Origin of the sequence: Parabacteroides sp. AF19-14 (assembly GCF_003635485.1) — a bacterium.
GTDB lineage: Bacteria > Bacteroidota > Bacteroidia > Bacteroidales > Tannerellaceae > Parabacteroides > Parabacteroides distasonis.
Genome location: NZ_QTMJ01000005.1, coordinates 236,288 through 251,965 on the forward strand (window position 1 = coordinate 236,288; position 15,678 = coordinate 251,965).

The 15,678-nt window shown below is 46.7% G+C and carries 16 protein-coding genes and 5 tRNA genes; 18 read left to right on the forward strand and 3 right to left on the reverse strand.

Annotation, left to right across the window (positions count from 1 at the left end):
* Window positions 1-53: 53 nt before the first annotated feature.
* From DWX33_RS07435 to DWX33_RS07445, 3 genes are read right to left on the reverse strand one after another with little or no spacing between them, the layout of a single operon-like run.
* Window positions 54-569: a gamma carbonic anhydrase family protein gene (locus DWX33_RS07435; RefSeq protein WP_005854163.1), complete on the reverse strand. Its 516-nt coding sequence runs from the start codon at window positions 567-569 to the stop codon at window positions 54-56.
* A 10-nt stretch (window positions 570-579) separates the two neighbouring features.
* Window positions 580-2,367 carry an aminopeptidase P family protein gene (locus DWX33_RS07440; protein WP_122380126.1) on the reverse strand — a complete coding sequence of 596 codons (1,788 nt, stop codon included), beginning with the start codon at window positions 2,365-2,367 and terminating at the stop codon, window positions 580-582.
* A 44-nt stretch (window positions 2,368-2,411) separates the two neighbouring features.
* On the reverse strand, window positions 2,412-3,047 hold the full coding sequence (locus tag DWX33_RS07445; protein ID WP_048927694.1) for an HU family DNA-binding protein: 636 nt from the start codon (window positions 3,045-3,047) through the stop codon (window positions 2,412-2,414).
* Window positions 3,048-3,448: 401 nt separating this feature from the next.
* Between DWX33_RS07445 and DWX33_RS07450 the strand changes: the two genes are divergently transcribed.
* The 18 genes from DWX33_RS07450 to rpoB all read left to right on the forward strand — a co-directional run bounded on the left by DWX33_RS07450 (window position 3,449) and on the right by rpoB (window position 15,620).
* Window positions 3,449-4,306: a hypothetical protein gene (locus tag DWX33_RS07450; RefSeq protein ID WP_008773678.1), complete on the forward strand. Its 858-nt coding sequence runs from the start codon at window positions 3,449-3,451 to the stop codon at window positions 4,304-4,306.
* A 14-nt stretch (window positions 4,307-4,320) separates the two neighbouring features.
* On the forward strand, window positions 4,321-5,358 hold the full coding sequence (gene mtnA, locus DWX33_RS07455) for an S-methyl-5-thioribose-1-phosphate isomerase (RefSeq protein ID WP_122114761.1): 1,038 nt from the start codon (window positions 4,321-4,323) through the stop codon (window positions 5,356-5,358).
* Between the two features lie 84 nt (window positions 5,359-5,442).
* Entirely contained in the window at window positions 5,443-5,634 is a 192-nt protein-coding gene (gene rpsU / locus DWX33_RS07460; protein WP_005854174.1) for a 30S ribosomal protein S21, read from the forward strand.
* Window positions 5,635-5,707: 73 nt separating this feature from the next.
* Complete coding sequence (locus DWX33_RS07465) at window positions 5,708-6,616, forward strand: tyrosine-type recombinase/integrase (RefSeq protein WP_121961750.1); 909 nt, start codon at window positions 5,708-5,710, stop codon at window positions 6,614-6,616.
* The gene (gene hpf / locus DWX33_RS07470) at window positions 6,606-6,905 is read left to right on the forward strand and encodes a ribosome hibernation-promoting factor, HPF/YfiA family (protein WP_008778704.1); all 300 of its coding nucleotides are present in this window, start codon (window positions 6,606-6,608) and stop codon (window positions 6,903-6,905) included. The genes DWX33_RS07465 and hpf overlap by 11 nt, the downstream gene beginning before the upstream one ends.
* A 93-nt stretch (window positions 6,906-6,998) precedes the next feature.
* Window positions 6,999-7,072: transfer RNA gene (locus tag DWX33_RS07475), tRNA-Thr, on the forward strand.
* Between the two features lie 19 nt (window positions 7,073-7,091).
* Window positions 7,092-7,174 (forward strand) — tRNA-Tyr (locus DWX33_RS07480).
* 44 nt (window positions 7,175-7,218) lie between these two features.
* Window positions 7,219-7,291 (forward strand) — tRNA-Gly (locus DWX33_RS07485).
* Window positions 7,292-7,301: 10 nt separating this feature from the next.
* Window positions 7,302-7,373, forward strand: a tRNA-Thr gene (locus DWX33_RS07490).
* Between the two features lie 49 nt (window positions 7,374-7,422).
* Window positions 7,423-8,610, forward strand: a complete 1,188-nt coding sequence (tuf, locus tag DWX33_RS07495) for an elongation factor Tu (RefSeq protein WP_048927526.1) — start codon at window positions 7,423-7,425, stop codon at window positions 8,608-8,610.
* A gap of 52 nt (window positions 8,611-8,662) precedes the next feature.
* A tRNA-Trp gene (locus tag DWX33_RS07500) sits at window positions 8,663-8,735 on the forward strand.
* Window positions 8,736-8,753: 18 nt separating this feature from the next.
* Window positions 8,754-8,948: a preprotein translocase subunit SecE gene (secE, locus tag DWX33_RS07505; RefSeq protein WP_005854211.1), complete on the forward strand. Its 195-nt coding sequence runs from the start codon at window positions 8,754-8,756 to the stop codon at window positions 8,946-8,948.
* An 11-nt stretch (window positions 8,949-8,959) separates the two neighbouring features.
* Window positions 8,960-9,502, forward strand: coding sequence for a transcription termination/antitermination protein NusG (gene nusG / locus DWX33_RS07510; protein WP_005854213.1), 543 nt, complete (start codon window positions 8,960-8,962; stop codon window positions 9,500-9,502).
* Between the two features lie 67 nt (window positions 9,503-9,569).
* Window positions 9,570-10,013 (forward strand): 50S ribosomal protein L11, encoded by a 444-nt coding sequence (gene rplK / locus DWX33_RS07515; protein ID WP_005867244.1) that lies wholly within the window; start codon window positions 9,570-9,572, stop codon window positions 10,011-10,013.
* A 15-nt stretch (window positions 10,014-10,028) separates the two neighbouring features.
* Window positions 10,029-10,727 (forward strand): 50S ribosomal protein L1, encoded by a 699-nt coding sequence (rplA, locus tag DWX33_RS07520; protein ID WP_005854218.1) that lies wholly within the window; start codon window positions 10,029-10,031, stop codon window positions 10,725-10,727.
* A 14-nt stretch (window positions 10,728-10,741) separates the two neighbouring features.
* Complete coding sequence (gene rplJ, locus DWX33_RS07525) at window positions 10,742-11,272, forward strand: 50S ribosomal protein L10 (RefSeq protein ID WP_057328200.1); 531 nt, start codon at window positions 10,742-10,744, stop codon at window positions 11,270-11,272.
* Between the two features lie 50 nt (window positions 11,273-11,322).
* On the forward strand, window positions 11,323-11,700 hold the full coding sequence (gene rplL, locus DWX33_RS07530; protein WP_005854220.1) for a 50S ribosomal protein L7/L12: 378 nt from the start codon (window positions 11,323-11,325) through the stop codon (window positions 11,698-11,700).
* 107 nt (window positions 11,701-11,807) lie between these two features.
* Complete coding sequence (gene rpoB / locus DWX33_RS07535) at window positions 11,808-15,620, forward strand: DNA-directed RNA polymerase subunit beta (RefSeq protein ID WP_122380127.1); 3,813 nt, start codon at window positions 11,808-11,810, stop codon at window positions 15,618-15,620.
* Window positions 15,621-15,678 lie beyond the last annotated feature (58 nt).

Here is a 15,678-nt window from a genome sequence, read left to right on the forward strand (position 1 = left end):
TTTTCATAGATACAAATATATGGTTTATAATTCAAATAATCAAATACATGCTATTATTCTTTATACCAAGAAGAATACATATGATAGTTCTTGGCTATCTTTTGGTTGATCTCCTTCGCTTGCTCGGGATCAACCTTCTTGACGAACTTAGCGGGAACTCCGGCGTAGATACTGCCCGGCTCGACGATCGTCTTGCTTAATACTACGGAACCTGCGGCGATGATCGCTCCCTCGCCTACTACGGCGTGATCCAATACCACGGAGCCCATTCCGATCAAGGCGCCATTGCAAATCTTCGCCCCGTGGATCGTTACGTTATGGCCGATGGATACATCATCGCCGATCTCGATCGTCGATTTCTCATATAAGGTGTGAAGGACGGAACCATCCTGTACGTTTACGCCGTTGCCGATGCGAATCGAGTTCACGTCGCCGCGAAGCACGGTGCCAAACCAGATACTGCAACCTTCACCGATCTCTACGTCACCTATAATCGTGGCGTTGTCTGCTAAAAAAGTGTCTTTACCGATCTTCGGGGTAAAGCCACGAACGGATTTAATTAATGCCATTTTTAGTTGTTTAAATTTCTGTTGTTTTCTCTTTCAGCCAAGCTTTCTCCTCCTCGTTCAAGAACGGGCTGATCTTGTCGTAGACCATTTGGTGGTACTTGTTCAGCCAAGCGTGCTCACGGACAGAGAGCATGGGGATGATAATCAAGCTCGTGTCGATGAAACAAAGCGTCAGCGTATCGAATCCTAGGAATTTCCCGAATTCCGTCTCGCTGTCCTCACGTACCAAGATCATGTTCTCCGTACGGATACCGTATTCGCCGGTACGATACATGGCCGGCTCGTCGCTGATCACCATTCCGGGCTTCAAGGTCACCGGGTTCTCCTCCATGCGGATGCTTTGGGGGCCTTCGTGTACGTTTAGGCAATGGCCGATACCGTGACCGGTTCCGTGCAAGTAATTGATTCCGGAATCCCATAGCGCTTTACGGGCAAGGATATCGATCTGGGAACCTCGTGTTCCGGCGGGAAACTTGCTTTTCGCCAAGCTGATCGTACCTTTCAACACACGGGTGAAATCCTTTTTCATCTGCTCCGTCGGCTCTCCAAGGGCGATCGTGCGGGTGATATCCGTCGTACCGTCCAGATATTGTGCGCCGGAATCGATCAAAAGCAATCCTTCCGGTTTCAAGGTCGCGTCCGTCTCCGGCGTAGCGGAGTAATGAACGATCGCTCCATGCTCGGCGTAGCCGCAGATCGTGCCGAAGCTATCCATGATGTATTGCGGTTGTTCCGCACGTAAGGCGGTCAGCTTCTCGGCGGCGCTGATCTCTGTAACTTGGGCTCCTTCCGCCATTTGTTTCTCCAGCCAGATATAGAATTTTGTCAAGGCGACACCATCTTTTACCACGGCGTTTTGGAAGCCCTTGATCTCGGTCTCGTTCTTGATGCTCTTCAAGTGGTTGGCGGGGGAGATCCCTTCCACGATCGTACAGCTTCCCGGGATCGCGTCGTATAAGGAGACGTTCGTCTTGTTCATATCCACGAATACCCGGCTGTTTTCCGGTAGGCGGGATAGATACCTCTGGATCATGGAGTATTCGGCCAGCGTAACCCCTTCTTTCTTCAAATGCTCGGTGATCTCGGCGGTCAGCTTCTCCGGCTTGATGAAAAGCACGCTCTCATCCTCCGATACGAAGGCGTAGCTGACTACGACCGGGTTATAGGTCACGTCCGTACCCCGGATATTGAATGTCCATGCGATCTCGTCTAAGGAGGCGAGGATCAAGCAGTCGGCGCCCTCGCTCCGCAGCTGGTTATTGATTAGGTCTAGTTTCTCGTGCACGGAGGCTCCGCTTAATGCTTCCGGCATCTCGAATATCGGGTTTCCGGGAACGGCGGGACGGTCCTTCCAGATACCCTCGATCAGGTCGGCCGAGGTATCCAGCTTGATTTCTTTACGGCTTAGTTTATTTGCCAAGGCACTCGCTTCGGCGGCGCTATAGGTTTGCCCGTCCAGCCCTACGGCCTGTCCGGCGTGCAATTCATGCAAGAGGAATTCCGTGATAGACGGTGTCTCCGGAAGCGCCAACTTATAGAGTTCGATACCGGAACCTTCCAGTTGGCTGGCCGCTTGCAGGAAATACCGGGAATCGGTCCATAAGCCCGCCTTGTCCGCGGTGACCACGATCGTTCCCGCCGAGCCGGTGAAGCCGGATATCCATTCTCTCGATTTCCAGCGATCGGCCGGATACTCGCTTAGGTGCGGGTCGGAACTGGGTATGATATAAGCGTCAACCTTCTGTTGTCTCATAGCCTCCCGTAGGGCGGCGATACGTTCAGGAATGTTTGTTTTCATCGCATTTTATTTTAGTCAACATTAATACTCGCAAAGTTAATGAATTATTTTGGATTTGTCTCGCCGGAAACCGGCTCTTCTACCTTATAATATAGATGGGAAGTGCCTAGCTTTTCCCACCGCAGTTTCCCTTCCTCTACCAGCCGCCGCAAGTCGAGGGAAGCCTTACTTCTGGAGCATCCGCAGAGCGACATATACTTCTTCTGGTGGATAAAAGGGTTCGTCTCCAGATAACGGAATACCTCTTGCTCGCATTCCTTGGCGGAGGGATACGCGGGATCGCTAACCGTGTACTCGTCACGAAACACCGGCATGGTCTTCAGTCGGTCTCTTAGTTCCTTGGACGATCTGAACTTCACGTCCTTGAAATGGATGGATTCCGCCCGGATCTCATTCTTTTCCATGACGGGCCGGCTTTTCAGTGAGACGCTGAAAGTACCGATCCCCTCTAGCTCCACGTTATAACCGTACATGAGGAAGTCCACCATCATGTCTTGGAAAAGCTGCAAGATCCCTTTCATATCCGCGGGAGAGAAAGAAGACCGGGACTTCGCTCTATTGATGAACTCACCCGTATGTATCGTCCCGCAAGAGACCAAACGAGGATGTAGGGGTAATGACTTCCCGGATTCCTCTGGATTCGGGTTGGGATTTCTGACTAACTTGTAATTTGCTGACATCTGTGCTGTGTTTAAATGGTTATAGATCTTTTGTCCGATTCTTCTAGATCGCTTACTCGTTTCTATAGGCGAGCTTAGCGGTTTCTTCAAGAAGAATTCATCTTTCAACAGCTGTTGCATGATCATGCACCAACTGTTGGACGATCATCTACCATCTGTTGGATGATTGTCCAACGGATGGTAGATGATGAATACTTCAGCTTCAAAGGTACAATATATAAAAGAGAAAAGGGTAAGGATTCCGGATAAAAGAGCTAAAGGTTATGATAAACGTGTATGGGCTCACAGCCTTGTGGTCCACAACCTTGTGAACCGATCCCTTTAAATCAAGTTAAAGATAAGGCACCCAATAGATATCAAGGAATAATTTGCTAACTTTGTAGAAACAAATAAGAAGTGCCATGAGGAATCTGCTTTATCTTTTTGTCTTTGCGGCTCTGCTTCTCGGTTTGAGCGCATGTTCTTCTTATTATTATTCGATGTTGAACTCGAATGACCCCGTCGGGGAGAAGAATGAGAGAGGTGATTTTGTGCAGGAAAACGATACGGTACGTATCTCTTATCGTTTCTGGGGAGAGAACGCCCCGGTTACTATTACCATTTATAATAAATTGGATGAACCCTTGTATGTGGATTGGGGGCGGTCGGCGCTGATTATCGATGACGTGGCTACCACCTACGATCCGAAAGTGGCCTCGGTGAGAGGCGAGAGCTCTAGCGTGGCATCCGGTAGCTCCTTTCATTGGAGCGATAGGAGCAGCAGCGGGTGGAGCTACTCGGAAGGTTCCTTCTCCGGTGATGTGAGTTTGCCGAAGGGCGTTGAGTTTATCCCGCCGCATTCCAAATTAGTCAATACGCCTTTGCAATTAGCCAACTTCCCGTTTAACGAGATCCCGAAGGAAGAGTATGTAAAGGAGCAAATGACAACGAAAGCAAACACCACCGTAAATATCCGAGTGAAGGATTTTACGGAGGAAGATTCTCCGCTGAGATTCCGTAGCTACCTGACGTTGTTCGCCGGAGGGACCAATGGGAAGCCCTTGAAGCATTCCTCTTTTGAGCGGAACTTCTATCTGGCGAAATTGATCAAGGTCGGCGACGTGGCTCCCCAGTATTTCGATGAGGGACAGCAGCAATCCGGCGATTTCTTTTACGTGAAAGAGACTCATGGAGCTACGGCAGGCCTTGTCGTAGGAGCGATAGCGGTTACCGCCGCAGGGGTGGCGATAGAAGCTACGCTGGGTCCCGTGAACTATTAATATATTCATATCGAATGATACAAACTCTATCTGATTTAAAGACCGTGCGTTTCAACGAGCAAGCGGATGGTGTGATCATTTTGGACCAAACTCTGCTGCCGGGTAAGGAAGCGTATCTGACCCTTACCACTGCCGAGGAGATATGGGACGCTATCTATAAATTAAAGGTACGTGGAGCACCTGCTATCGGGGTAGCGGCCGCTTATGGTATCTATGTCTGCGCCCGTCGGATCGATACGGCGGAGAAATCCGTTTTCGTGAATGAGTTTCGGAAGATCAAGGAGTATCTGGCCGGTTCCCGTCCGACGGCGGTGAATCTGGTGGCGGCGCTGAACCGGATGGAGCGGGTATTGGTCGCTCATCCAACCTTGTCTGTCCCGGAATGGAAAGAGCTATTATATAAGGAAGCGATCGCGATCCGGGAGGAAGACGCCGCCGCTTGCCGGCAGATCGGCGAGAACTGTCTGGAGCTACTCCGTCCCGGGATGGGAATCCTTACGCATTGCAACGCCGGACATCTGGCGGTCTCGGAGTATGGCACCGCCTTGGCGCCGATTTATCTGGGGCAGGAGAGAGGCTATGGTTTCAAGGTCTTCGCTGACGAGACCCGTCCTTTGTTGCAAGGCGCCCGGCTCACGGCCTATGAGCTAAGCAGGGCCGGCGTGGACGTGACGCTGATTTGCGATAATATGGCCTCTATCGTCATGCGGAAAGGCTGGGTGCAAGCCGTGATCGTAGGTTGCGACCGTGTAGCCGCCAATGGCGACGTGGCGAATAAGATCGGCACGTCCGGAGTGGCTATCTTGGCCCGGCATTACAAGATCCCCTTCTATGTATTAGGCCCGACATCCACCATCGATAGCTCGTGCCCGGACGGCGATTCCATTGTAATAGAGGAACGTAACCCCGATGAGGTCACCGAGATGTGGTATTCAAGGCGTATGGCCCCGAAAGACGTAAAAGTCTACAACCCCGCCTTCGACATTACTCCCCACGAGCTAATCACGGCTATAATTACGGAGAAAGGCATCTTTTATAAAAATAATCGCTGAAAGTTTTGCTAATCCCGAAACAATCAGTAATTTTGCCGCTCAATTTGAGGATATAAATAATTAAACAATATAACAATTTAAATTATGATCGTAGTTCCATTAAAAGAAGGCGAAAACATCGAGAAGGCGCTTAAGAAATTCAAGAGAAAGTTCGAGAAAACAGGTGTAGTCAAGGAATTGAGAGGCCGTCAGGCTTTCGAGAAACCGTCTGTTACGAAGAGAAAGCAGACTATGCGTGCTATCTACGTACAGCATTTGCAACAAGTAGAAGAATAATTATAGCTTCCGGGCTTGTTTTATTGAATTCTTATTCCTATTTTCGTTGCATGAATGTTGATGCAACGAGAATATGCTGATCGATGACTTTCTAAACTATCTCCGGTATGAGCGGAACTATTCCAATTATACGATTGGTGCCTATTCGAAAGATTTGGACCAATTCCAGAGGTATGTAAGAGAGCATCGAGAAGGTGTATTCGACCCCGGGGAAATCGACTCGGATTTCGTGAGAAGCTGGATCGTCAGTTTGATGGACGAGAAGCTTTCTCCCGTATCGGTAAACCGGAAATTAAGTTCTTTGAAATCTTTTTTTAAGTTTCTCATGAAACGGGGCATTGTCTCCGCGAATCCGTTGAGATTGGTGAACGGTCCGAAAACGAAGAAACCCTTACCTTATTTTATTAAGGATAGCGAGTTGGAGGCGTTGTTGGACGGGGACGGATTTGATGAGGATTTTGAAGGTGTGAGGAATCGGTTGGTCATTGAGATGCTATACGATACCGGGATGCGCCGCTCAGAGTTAATCGGCATACGAAACGTGGATGTGGATTATGAGGCGATGCAGGTCAAGGTAACCGGAAAGCGGAACAAGCAGCGGTTGATTCCTTTTGCGGAGGGTTTAAAAAACTTAATGCTTGCATACACGGAAGTCCGTGATCGTGAGGTTGAGGCAGCCGGTGAATGGTTTTTCGTTCGAAAGAACGGGAACCAGTTGTCGACGGGGATTGTTTATAATATAGTAAAAAAGCAATTGTCGGAGATACCCATGCTGGCGAAACGAAGTCCACACGTGTTACGACATTCATTTGCAACGAGTATGTTAAACAACGGAGCCGAGCTGAACGCTGTGAAAGATTTATTAGGTCATAGCAGTTTAGCGTCTACCAGTGTTTACACGCATACAACCTTTGAGGAATTAAAAAAAGTGTATCATGCTCATCCAAGAGCAAAAAAAGAAGGAGGTTATTATGGACGTTAGAATTCAAGCAATTCATTTCGACGCAACTGCACAGTTGGAGGCGTTTATTCAGAAGAAAGTTTCTAAATTGGAGCAATACTTCGATGGTATTATATTGGCAGAGGTTACATTGAAGGTGGTTAAGCCTGAGACGGTGAAGAACAAGCAGGCCAGTATAATGTTGTCCGTGAAGAACGGGGAATGTTTCGCTGATAAAATAAACGATACTTTCGAAGGGGCGATAGACGATTGTGTTGAGGCTTTGGAGAAGCAACTGGTTAAATTCAAAGAAAAAATCAGAGCCAAATAAAAAAAACGGTAGATAAATTTGGTATGTAAGAAATAATATCTAAATTTGCAGCCGTTTCGCCGTGGTGACGAAACGGCTGCTTTTAGAAGTATCGCCTCTTTAGCTCAGTTGGCCAGAGCACGTGATTTGTAATCTCGGGGTCGTTGGTTCGAATCCGACAAGAGGCTCAAAAGAATGTATTGGAATGGGCAGTTACCAGAGTGGCCAAATGGGGCTGACTGTAACTCAGCTGGCTTTCGCCTTCGGTGGTTCGAATCCATCACTGCCCACACGAATGAAACAAAGGAGAGAATTGGTTGGTTCATTCGGTCTTGCGGAAGTAGCTCAGTTGATAGAGCATTAGCCTTCCAAGCTGAGGGTCGCGGGTTTGAGCCCCGTCTTCCGCTCTTATAAGTTGCCTGTGTAGCTCAGCGGTAGAGCACTTCCTTGGTAAGGAAGAGGTCCCGAGTTCAAGTCTCGGCACCGGCTCAATTGAAAATTGAACATGATCATTAATCAAATAAAGAACAATTAAGTTATGGCAAAAGAGAAATTTGACAGATCGAAACCACATGTGAACATTGGTACGATTGGTCACGTTGACCACGGTAAAACAACTTTGACAGCTGCTATCACAACAGTATTGGCAAAGAAAGGTCTTTCAGAGTTGCGTTCATTCGATTCTATCGACAACGCTCCTGAAGAAAAAGAGAGAGGTATCACAATCAACACTTCTCACGTAGAGTATCAGACTGCAAACCGTCACTATGCTCACGTAGACTGTCCGGGTCACGCCGACTACGTAAAGAACATGGTAACTGGTGCTGCTCAGATGGACGGTGCTATCATCGTAGTTGCTGCTACTGATGGTCCTATGCCTCAAACTCGCGAGCACATCCTTTTGGCTCGTCAGGTAAACGTTCCGAGATTGGTTGTATTCATGAACAAGTGTGACATGGTTGACGACGAGGAAATGTTGGAATTGGTTGAGATGGAGATGAGAGAGTTGCTTTCATTCTATCAATTCGACGGTGACAACACTCCGATCATCCGTGGTTCTGCTCTTGGTGCATTGAACGGTGATCCTCAATGGGAAGATAAAGTAATGGAGTTGATGGAAGCTTGTGATACTTGGATTCCTCTGCCTCCGCGTGAAATCGACAAGCCGTTCTTGATGCCGGTTGAGGACGTATTCTCAATCACGGGTCGTGGTACTGTTGCTACAGGTCGTATCGAGACAGGTATTGTTAAGGTTGGTGAGGAAGTTCAGATCATCGGTCTTGGCGCTGCTGGTAAGAAATCTGTTGTTACAGGTGTTGAGATGTTCCGTAAGTTATTGGATCAAGGTGAGGCTGGTGACAACGTTGGTTTGTTGCTTCGCGGTATCGATAAGAATGAGATCAAGCGTGGTATGGTAATCTGCCACCCGGGTCAGGTTAAAGAGCATTCTAAGTTCAAGGCTGAGGTTTATATCTTGAAGAAAGAGGAAGGTGGTCGTCACACTCCGTTCCACAACAAATATCGTCCTCAGTTCTACATCCGTACATTGGATGTAACTGGTGAGATCACTTTGCCGGAAGGAACAGAAATGGTAATGCCGGGTGATAACGTAACGATCGAGGTTGAGTTGATCTATCCGGTAGCATGTAGCGTAGGTCTTCGTTTCGCTATCCGCGAGGGTGGACGTACAGTAGGTGCAGGCCAGATCACAGAATTAGAGAACTAATTCAAGCATTAGATAATGTTATAGCCAGTCTTTTTAAGGGCTGGCTATTTCTACGGAAGTAGCTCAGTTGGTAGAGCACTGGTCTCCAAAACCAGGTGTCGGGAGTTCGAGCCTCTCCTTCCGTGCTAAAATCTATAGATTCGATGAAAAAGATAATTACTTATATTAAGGAATCTTATAACGAACTTGTTTATAAAGTTTCTTGGCCTACGAGAGCAGAGCTTTCCAATAGTGCGGTTGTTGTTATGTTTGCTTCCCTTATCATCGCCGCATTGATCTTTGTTGTTGACGGGGCCTTCGAGGCTGTTATGCGTTTCTTCTACAACCAAATTTTCTAATCAGTTAAGGTATGTCTGATATCCAAAAGAAATTTTATGTTCTGCGTGCCATCAGTGGCAAGGAGAACAAGGTACGGGAATATCTAGAGGCTGAGCTGAAGAATACGGATCTGGGAGAATATGTATCTCAAGTCTTGATTCCGACTGAGAAAACCTTTACGGTACGAAACGGTAAGAAGGTCATGAAAGAAAGGGCTTACTTGCCGGGTTATGTGCTGGTCGAGGCTGCTTTGGTCGGTGAGGTTGCTCATCGATTGCGGAACATTCCAAACGTGATTGGTTTCTTGGGTGGTTCTGATACCCCCGTGCCATTACGCCCTGCGGAAGTGAATCGTATTTTGGGTACGGTTGACGAGTTGCAGGAACAACAAGAGGATCTGGATATCCAGTTCTATGTTGGCGAGAGTGTGAAGATTACTTTTGGACCGTTCAGCGGTTTCACGGGTATAATCGAAGAGGTCAACGCCGAGAAAAAGAAACTTAAGGTGATGGTTAAGGTCTTCGGACGCAAGACTCCCCTTGAGTTGGGTTATATGCAAGTTGAGAAAGAATAGTACTCTGGTTACGAAAAGTGCTACCTTTCTGTTATTGATGTTATATATCTAAAAAATTTTAGAAACAATGGCTAAAGAAGTTGCTGGACAAATCAAATTGCAGATTAAAGGAGGAGCAGCAAACCCTTCTCCCCCAGTAGGACCTGCTTTGGGTTCTAAGGGTATTAACATTATGGAGTTTTGCAAGCAATTTAATGCCAAGACCCAAGACAAGGCTGGTAAGATATTACCTGTTGTAATTACTTACTATGCCGATAAGTCTTTCGACTTTGTCGTTAAAACTCCTCCTGTGGCAATCCAGTTGTTGGAAGCTACTAAGAAGAAGAGCGGTTCCGCTCAACCTAACCGTGCTAAGATCGCTGAGATCACATGGGAGCAGGTGAAAGCTATCGCTGAAGACAAATTAGTCGATCTAAACTGCTTTACTGTCGAGTCAGCCATGAGAATGGTTGCGGGAACAGCCAGAAGTATGGGTATCACTGTTAAAGGGACATTCCCGGGTAATAATTAATAAACTTCAATTGAGATGAGTAAACTTACAAAGAATCAAAAGTTGGCTTTGGGCAAGATTGAAGCTGGGAAAGCATATACATTGAAAGAAGCTTCAGCTTTAGTGAAGGAAATTACTACAACTAAGTTTGACGCATCCGTAGATGTTGATGTCCGTTTAGGTGTTGACCCCCGTAAGGCCAATCAAATGGTGAGAGGCGTGGTTTCATTGCCTCACGGAACTGGTAAGCAGGTTAGGGTTCTCGCATTATGTACTCCGGACAAGGAAGCTGAAGCTACTGCCGCTGGAGCTGACTATGTTGGATTGGATGAGTATATTAATAAGATTAAAGGCGGTTGGACTGACATTGATGTTATCATCACTATGCCTTCTATCATGGGTAAGATCGGAGCTCTTGGTCGCGTATTAGGCCCTCGTGGTTTGATGCCTAACCCAAAGAGTGGTACGGTTACCAATGAGATCGGAAATGCGGTGAAGGAGGTTAAGCAAGGTAAGATCGACTTTAAGGTAGATAAGAGCGGTATCGTTCACACATCTGTTGGTAAGGTGTCTTTCACTCCGGAACAGATTCGTGACAATGCTAAGGAGTTTATTTCAACTTTGATCAAGTTGAAACCTACTGCGGCTAAAGGTGCGTATATAAAGAGTATTTATCTTTCTAGTACTATGAGTGCGGGTATTAAAATTGACCCCAAATCAGTTGAAGAAAACTAAAAAACAATTGAACAATGAGAAAGGAAGATAAAGGAACTGTTATAGGTCAATTAACTGAAACATTAAAGGAATATCCTAATTTCTATTTGACGGATATCGAGGCGTTGGACGCTGAGAAAACCAGCAAATTGAGAAGAGAGTGTTTCAAGCGTGAGGTTAAGTTAGTCGTTGTAAAGAATAACTTGCTTAAGAAAGCGTTGGAGAACATTGAGGGTGACTTCTCTGATCTTAACGTAGCTTTGAAAGGCAATACGGCTGTGATGTTCTCACAAGTCGCTAATGCTCCCGCTCGCCTGATTAAGGATTTTACTAAGGACGCTAAAAAAGGTGCAGTCGTTAAACCGGCTTTGAAGGCTGCTTACGTACAAGAAAGCTTCTATGTAGGTGCTGAGAATCTTGAGGCATTAGTAAATATCAAGAGCAAAAACGAACTTATTGCCGATGTTATCGCATTGTTGGAATCTCCGGCGAAGAACGTTATCTCTGCTCTTCAGTCATCAGGACAAACTATCCATGGTCTGTTGAAGACTTTGGAAGAAAGATAATTTTTCATTAAAACATTACACAGATAAATAATCATTTAAATCATACAAAAATGGCAGATTTGAAAGCTTTTGCAGAACAATTAGTAAACTTGACCGTTAAAGAAGTTAGCGAATTAGCTACTATCCTTAAAGAAGAGTACGGTATCGAACCTGCTGCTGCAGCTGTTGCTGTTGCTGGTCCTGCTGCTGGTGGTGCTGCTGCCGCTGCAGAAGAGAAGACTTCTTTCGATGTTGTATTGAAAGCAGCTGGTGCTAATAAATTAGCTATCGTTAAGTTAGTTAAAGAATTAACAGGTCTTGGCTTGAAAGAGGCTAAGGATATGGTAGATAGCGCTCCTAGTGCAATCAAGGAAGGTATCGCTAAAGCTGATGCTGAGGCATTGAAGAAACAGTTGGAAGAGGCTGGAGCTGAAGTTGAGCTTAAATAGTATTTATAACCTGGTTTCCAGGTGATTTGGTTAAGAGTCTCCGACTACGAAGACTCTTAACCTTTTTGTGTCTATAATTTCAATAAGTTCAATAAATTCCTTACTAGATGTCTTCAACAGCTGAAAACCAAAGAGTTAATTTTGCTTCGATAAAGAATCAGTTCCCGTATCCGGACTTTCTCGAAGTTCAATTGAAGTCGTTCCAAGACTTTCTTCAACTTGACACTCCTCCTGAAAAGAGAAAGAAGGAGGGATTGTATAAGGTATTTGCCGAGAATTTCCCGATTGCGGATACCCGTAACAATTTTGTGTTGGAGTTCTTAGATTACTATATAGATCCGCCTCGTTACTGTATCGATGAGTGTATCGCTCGCGGGTTAACCTATAGCGTGCCTTTAAAAGCGAAGTTAAAACTGTACTGTACGGACCCGGATCATGAGGACTTCGATACGGTGATCCAAGATGTATACTTAGGTCCGATTCCGTATATGACGGACAGAGGTACTTTCGTGATCAACGGCGCCGAGCGTGTTGTCGTGTCTCAGCTGCACCGTTCTCCGGGCGTATTCTTCGGACAAAGCACGCACGCAAACGGAACGAAGTTGTACTCCGCACGTATTATCCCGTTCAAGGGGTCATGGATCGAGTTCGCTACGGACATCAACAATGTGATGTACGCTTACATCGACCGTAAAAAGAAATTGCCTGTAACTACTCTTTTGAGAGCTATTGGTTTTGAAAGCGATAGAGATATTCTTGAAATCTTCAACCTTGCGGAAGAGGTGAAGGTAACGAAAGCAAACCTGAAGAAGTTTATCGGACGTAAGCTGGCCGCTCGTGTTTTGAAGACTTGGGTGGAGGATTTCGTAGATGAGGATACTGGTGAGGTGGTTTCTATTGAACGTAACGATGTAATCATCGACCGTGAGTCTGTATTGGATAGTGACAATATCGAGGCTATCTTGGATTCAGGCACGCAAAATATCTTGTTGCATCGTGAGGACCAGAATCTGTCCGACTATGCTATCATATATAATACGCTCCAGAAAGACCCGAGTAACTCCGAGAAGGAAGCTGTGTTGTATATCTACAGACAGTTGAGAAATGCGGAACCGGCTGATGAGGCTAGCGCACGCGAGGTTATCACGAACCTGTTCTTCTCAGAGAAACGTTATGATCTGGGTGAGGTGGGACGTTACAGGATCAACAAGAAGTTAGGCCTTACTACAAGCGCTGATGTTAAGGTCTTGACTAAAGAAGATATTATCGAGATCATCAAGTACCTGATCGAGTTGATCAACTCGAAGGCTATCGTGGATGATATCGACCACTTAAGCAACCGTCGTGTACGTACGGTTGGCGAGCAATTGTATAACCAGTTCGGTATTGGTTTGGCTCGTATGTCACGTACAGTTCGTGAACGTATGAACGTTCGCGATAATGAGGTGTTTACTCCGATTGATTTGATCAACGCGAAGACGATTTCTTCCGTGGTTAACTCTTTCTTCGGAACGAATGCCTTGTCTCAGTTCATGGACCAGACGAACCCGTTGGCGGAGATCACGCACAAGCGTCGTTTATCAGCCCTAGGTCCGGGAGGTTTGTCTAGAGAGCGTGCCGGATTCGAGGTTCGTGACGTTCACTATACGCACTATGGTCGTCTTTGTCCGATTGAGACCCCGGAAGGTCCGAACATCGGTTTGATCTCTTCTTTATGTGTATACGCTAAGATCAACGATCTTGGTTTCATCTCGACTCCGTACCGTAAGGTGGTAGATGGAAAGGTCGACTTCTCTGAGGAAGGCTTGCAATACTACACGGCGGAGGAAGAGGAAGAGTTGACAATCGCTCAAGGTAACGCTCCATTGGATGATAACGGTAAGTTTATTCGTGATAAGGTGAAGGCTCGTTTCGAGGCTGACTTCCCTGTTGTCCCTCCTTCTGAGATTGACTTGATGGACGTGGCTCCGCAGCAGATCGCTTCTATCGCGGCTTCACTGATCCCGTTCTTGGAACATGATGACGCTAACCGTGCGTTGATGGGATCTAACATGATGCGTCAGGCAGTTCCTTTGTTGCGAACGGACGCTCCGATCGTTGGTACCGGTATCGAGGCGCAGGTTGCCCGTGACTCCCGTACTCAGATCATGGCTGAGCGTGAGGGCGAGGTTGTGTTCGTTGATGCTACTTGTATCAAGATTAAATATGACCGCACGGAGGACGAGGAATTCGTTAGCTTCGAGGATGCGGTTAAGACATATAATATCCCGAAATGGCGTAAGACCAACCAGAGCACGACGGTCGATTTGAAACCGATCTGTCATCGCGGACAACGTGTGAAAGCCGGCGATATCCTTACCGAGGGTTACTCAACCCAGAAAGGCGAGCTTGCTTTGGGACGTAACGTGAAGGTGGCTTACATGCCTTGGAAGGGTTATAACTATGAGGATGCTATCGTGTTGAACGAGCGTATGGTTCGCGAGGACTTCTTTACGTCTGTTCACGTTGACGAGTATATCCTTGAGGTACGTGAGACAAAGCGTGGTATGGAGGAATTGACTTCCGATATCCCTAACGTCAGCGAAGAGGCTACCAAGGATTTGGATGAGAGAGGTATTGTTCGTGTTGGTGCTCGTATCGAGCCGGGTGATATCTTGATTGGTAAGATCACTCCGAAAGGTGAGTCTGATCCATCTCCGGAGGAAAAGTTGTTGCGTGCTATCTTCGGTGATAAGGCGGGTGATGTGAAGGATGCTTCCTTGAAGGCTACTCCGTCTTTGCGTGGTGTGGTTATTGAGACCGCTTTGTTCTCGAAGGCTGTCAAGAAACGTAAATCCAGATTGACTGATAAGGCGATCTTGCCGAAGTTGGACGAGGAATACGAAGAAAAGATGGCTAGCTTGAAGACTTTGTTAGTTGATAAGTTGTTAGTGCTTACAAACGGCAAGGTTTCTCAAGGTGTTAAAGACTATATGAATACGGAGATTATCGCTAAGGGTGCTAAGTTTACCCGCAAATCTCTGGAAGAATTGGATTATAACTCCATCCAAGTAAGCAAGTGGACGGCAGACGCTCAGAAGAATGAGTTGATCAAGCAGGTTATCTTGAATTATTTGAAGAAGTACAAGGAGCTTGACGCTGAGTTGAGACGTAAGAAGTTCGACTTGACGATCGGTGATGAGCTGCCGACAGGTATCGTACAGATGGCTAAGGTTTATATCGCCAAGAAACGTAAGATTCAGGTAGGTGATAAGATGGCCGGTCGCCACGGTAACAAGGGTATCGTATCAAAGATCGTTCGTCAGGAGGATATGCCGTTCTTGGAAGACGGTACTCCGGTGGATATCTGCTTGAACCCGCTGGGTGTGCCTTCTCGTATGAACTTGGGACAGATTTTCGAGGCCGTGTTGGGTTGGGCCGGACGTGAGTTGGACGTTAAGTTCGCTACTCCGATCTTCGATGGCGCGACTTTGGATGATTTGAATGAATGGACAGACAAGGCTGGTATTCCTCGCTACGGTAAGTCTTACTTGTATGATGGTGGTACTGGTGAGCGTTTCGACCAACCTGCTACGGTGGGTGTGACTTACTTCTTGAAGTTGGGCCACATGGTTGACGATAAGATGCATGCCCGTTCAATCGGTCCGTACTCTTTGATTACGCAACAGCCGTTAGGTGGTAAGGCACAGTTCGGTGGTCAGCGTTTCGGAGAGATGGAGGTTTGGGCACTGGAAGCCTTCGGTGCCGCTCATGTTCTTCAGGAAATTCTTACGATTAAGTCTGATGACGTTGTAGGACGTTCGAAGGCTTATGAGGCGATCGTGAAGGGTGATCCGATGCCACAGCCGGGTATCCCTGAATCTCTGAATGTATTATTGCACGAGTTGAGAGGACTTGGTTTGAGTTTCACTCTGGATTAATTCAATAACAATAAAGAAGTAGGTGGGCTACGGCCCGTCCTACTTTATCTATTGATAA

What these genes read in the sequence shown, in the direction of transcription:
- hpf (WP_008778704.1), top strand. Translation starts at nt 6,606, where the DNA reads ATGGACGTTAGAATTCAAGCAATTCATTTCGACGCAACTGCACAGTTG.
- DWX33_RS07450 (WP_008773678.1), top strand. Translation starts at nt 3,449, where the DNA reads ATGAGGAATCTGCTTTATCTTTTTGTCTTTGCGGCTCTGCTTCTCGGT.
- rplA (WP_005854218.1), top strand. Translation starts at nt 10,029, where the DNA reads ATGAGTAAACTTACAAAGAATCAAAAGTTGGCTTTGGGCAAGATTGAA.
- rpoB (WP_122380127.1), top strand. Translation starts at nt 11,808, where the DNA reads ATGTCTTCAACAGCTGAAAACCAAAGAGTTAATTTTGCTTCGATAAAG.
- rplJ (WP_057328200.1), top strand. Translation starts at nt 10,742, where the DNA reads ATGAGAAAGGAAGATAAAGGAACTGTTATAGGTCAATTAACTGAAACA.
- rplK (WP_005867244.1), top strand. Translation starts at nt 9,570, where the DNA reads ATGGCTAAAGAAGTTGCTGGACAAATCAAATTGCAGATTAAAGGAGGA.
- DWX33_RS07445 (WP_048927694.1), bottom strand. Translation starts at nt 3,047, where the DNA reads ATGTCAGCAAATTACAAGTTAGTCAGAAATCCCAACCCGAATCCAGAG.
- rpsU (WP_005854174.1), top strand. Translation starts at nt 5,443, where the DNA reads ATGATCGTAGTTCCATTAAAAGAAGGCGAAAACATCGAGAAGGCGCTT.
- secE (WP_005854211.1), top strand. Translation starts at nt 8,754, where the DNA reads ATGAAAAAGATAATTACTTATATTAAGGAATCTTATAACGAACTTGTT.
- DWX33_RS07465 (WP_121961750.1), top strand. Translation starts at nt 5,708, where the DNA reads ATGCTGATCGATGACTTTCTAAACTATCTCCGGTATGAGCGGAACTAT.
- rplL (WP_005854220.1), top strand. Translation starts at nt 11,323, where the DNA reads ATGGCAGATTTGAAAGCTTTTGCAGAACAATTAGTAAACTTGACCGTT.
- mtnA (WP_122114761.1), top strand. Translation starts at nt 4,321, where the DNA reads ATGATACAAACTCTATCTGATTTAAAGACCGTGCGTTTCAACGAGCAA.
- tuf (WP_048927526.1), top strand. Translation starts at nt 7,423, where the DNA reads ATGGCAAAAGAGAAATTTGACAGATCGAAACCACATGTGAACATTGGT.
- DWX33_RS07435 (WP_005854163.1), bottom strand. Translation starts at nt 569, where the DNA reads ATGGCATTAATTAAATCCGTTCGTGGCTTTACCCCGAAGATCGGTAAA.
- DWX33_RS07440 (WP_122380126.1), bottom strand. Translation starts at nt 2,367, where the DNA reads ATGAAAACAAACATTCCTGAACGTATCGCCGCCCTACGGGAGGCTATG.
- nusG (WP_005854213.1), top strand. Translation starts at nt 8,960, where the DNA reads ATGTCTGATATCCAAAAGAAATTTTATGTTCTGCGTGCCATCAGTGGC.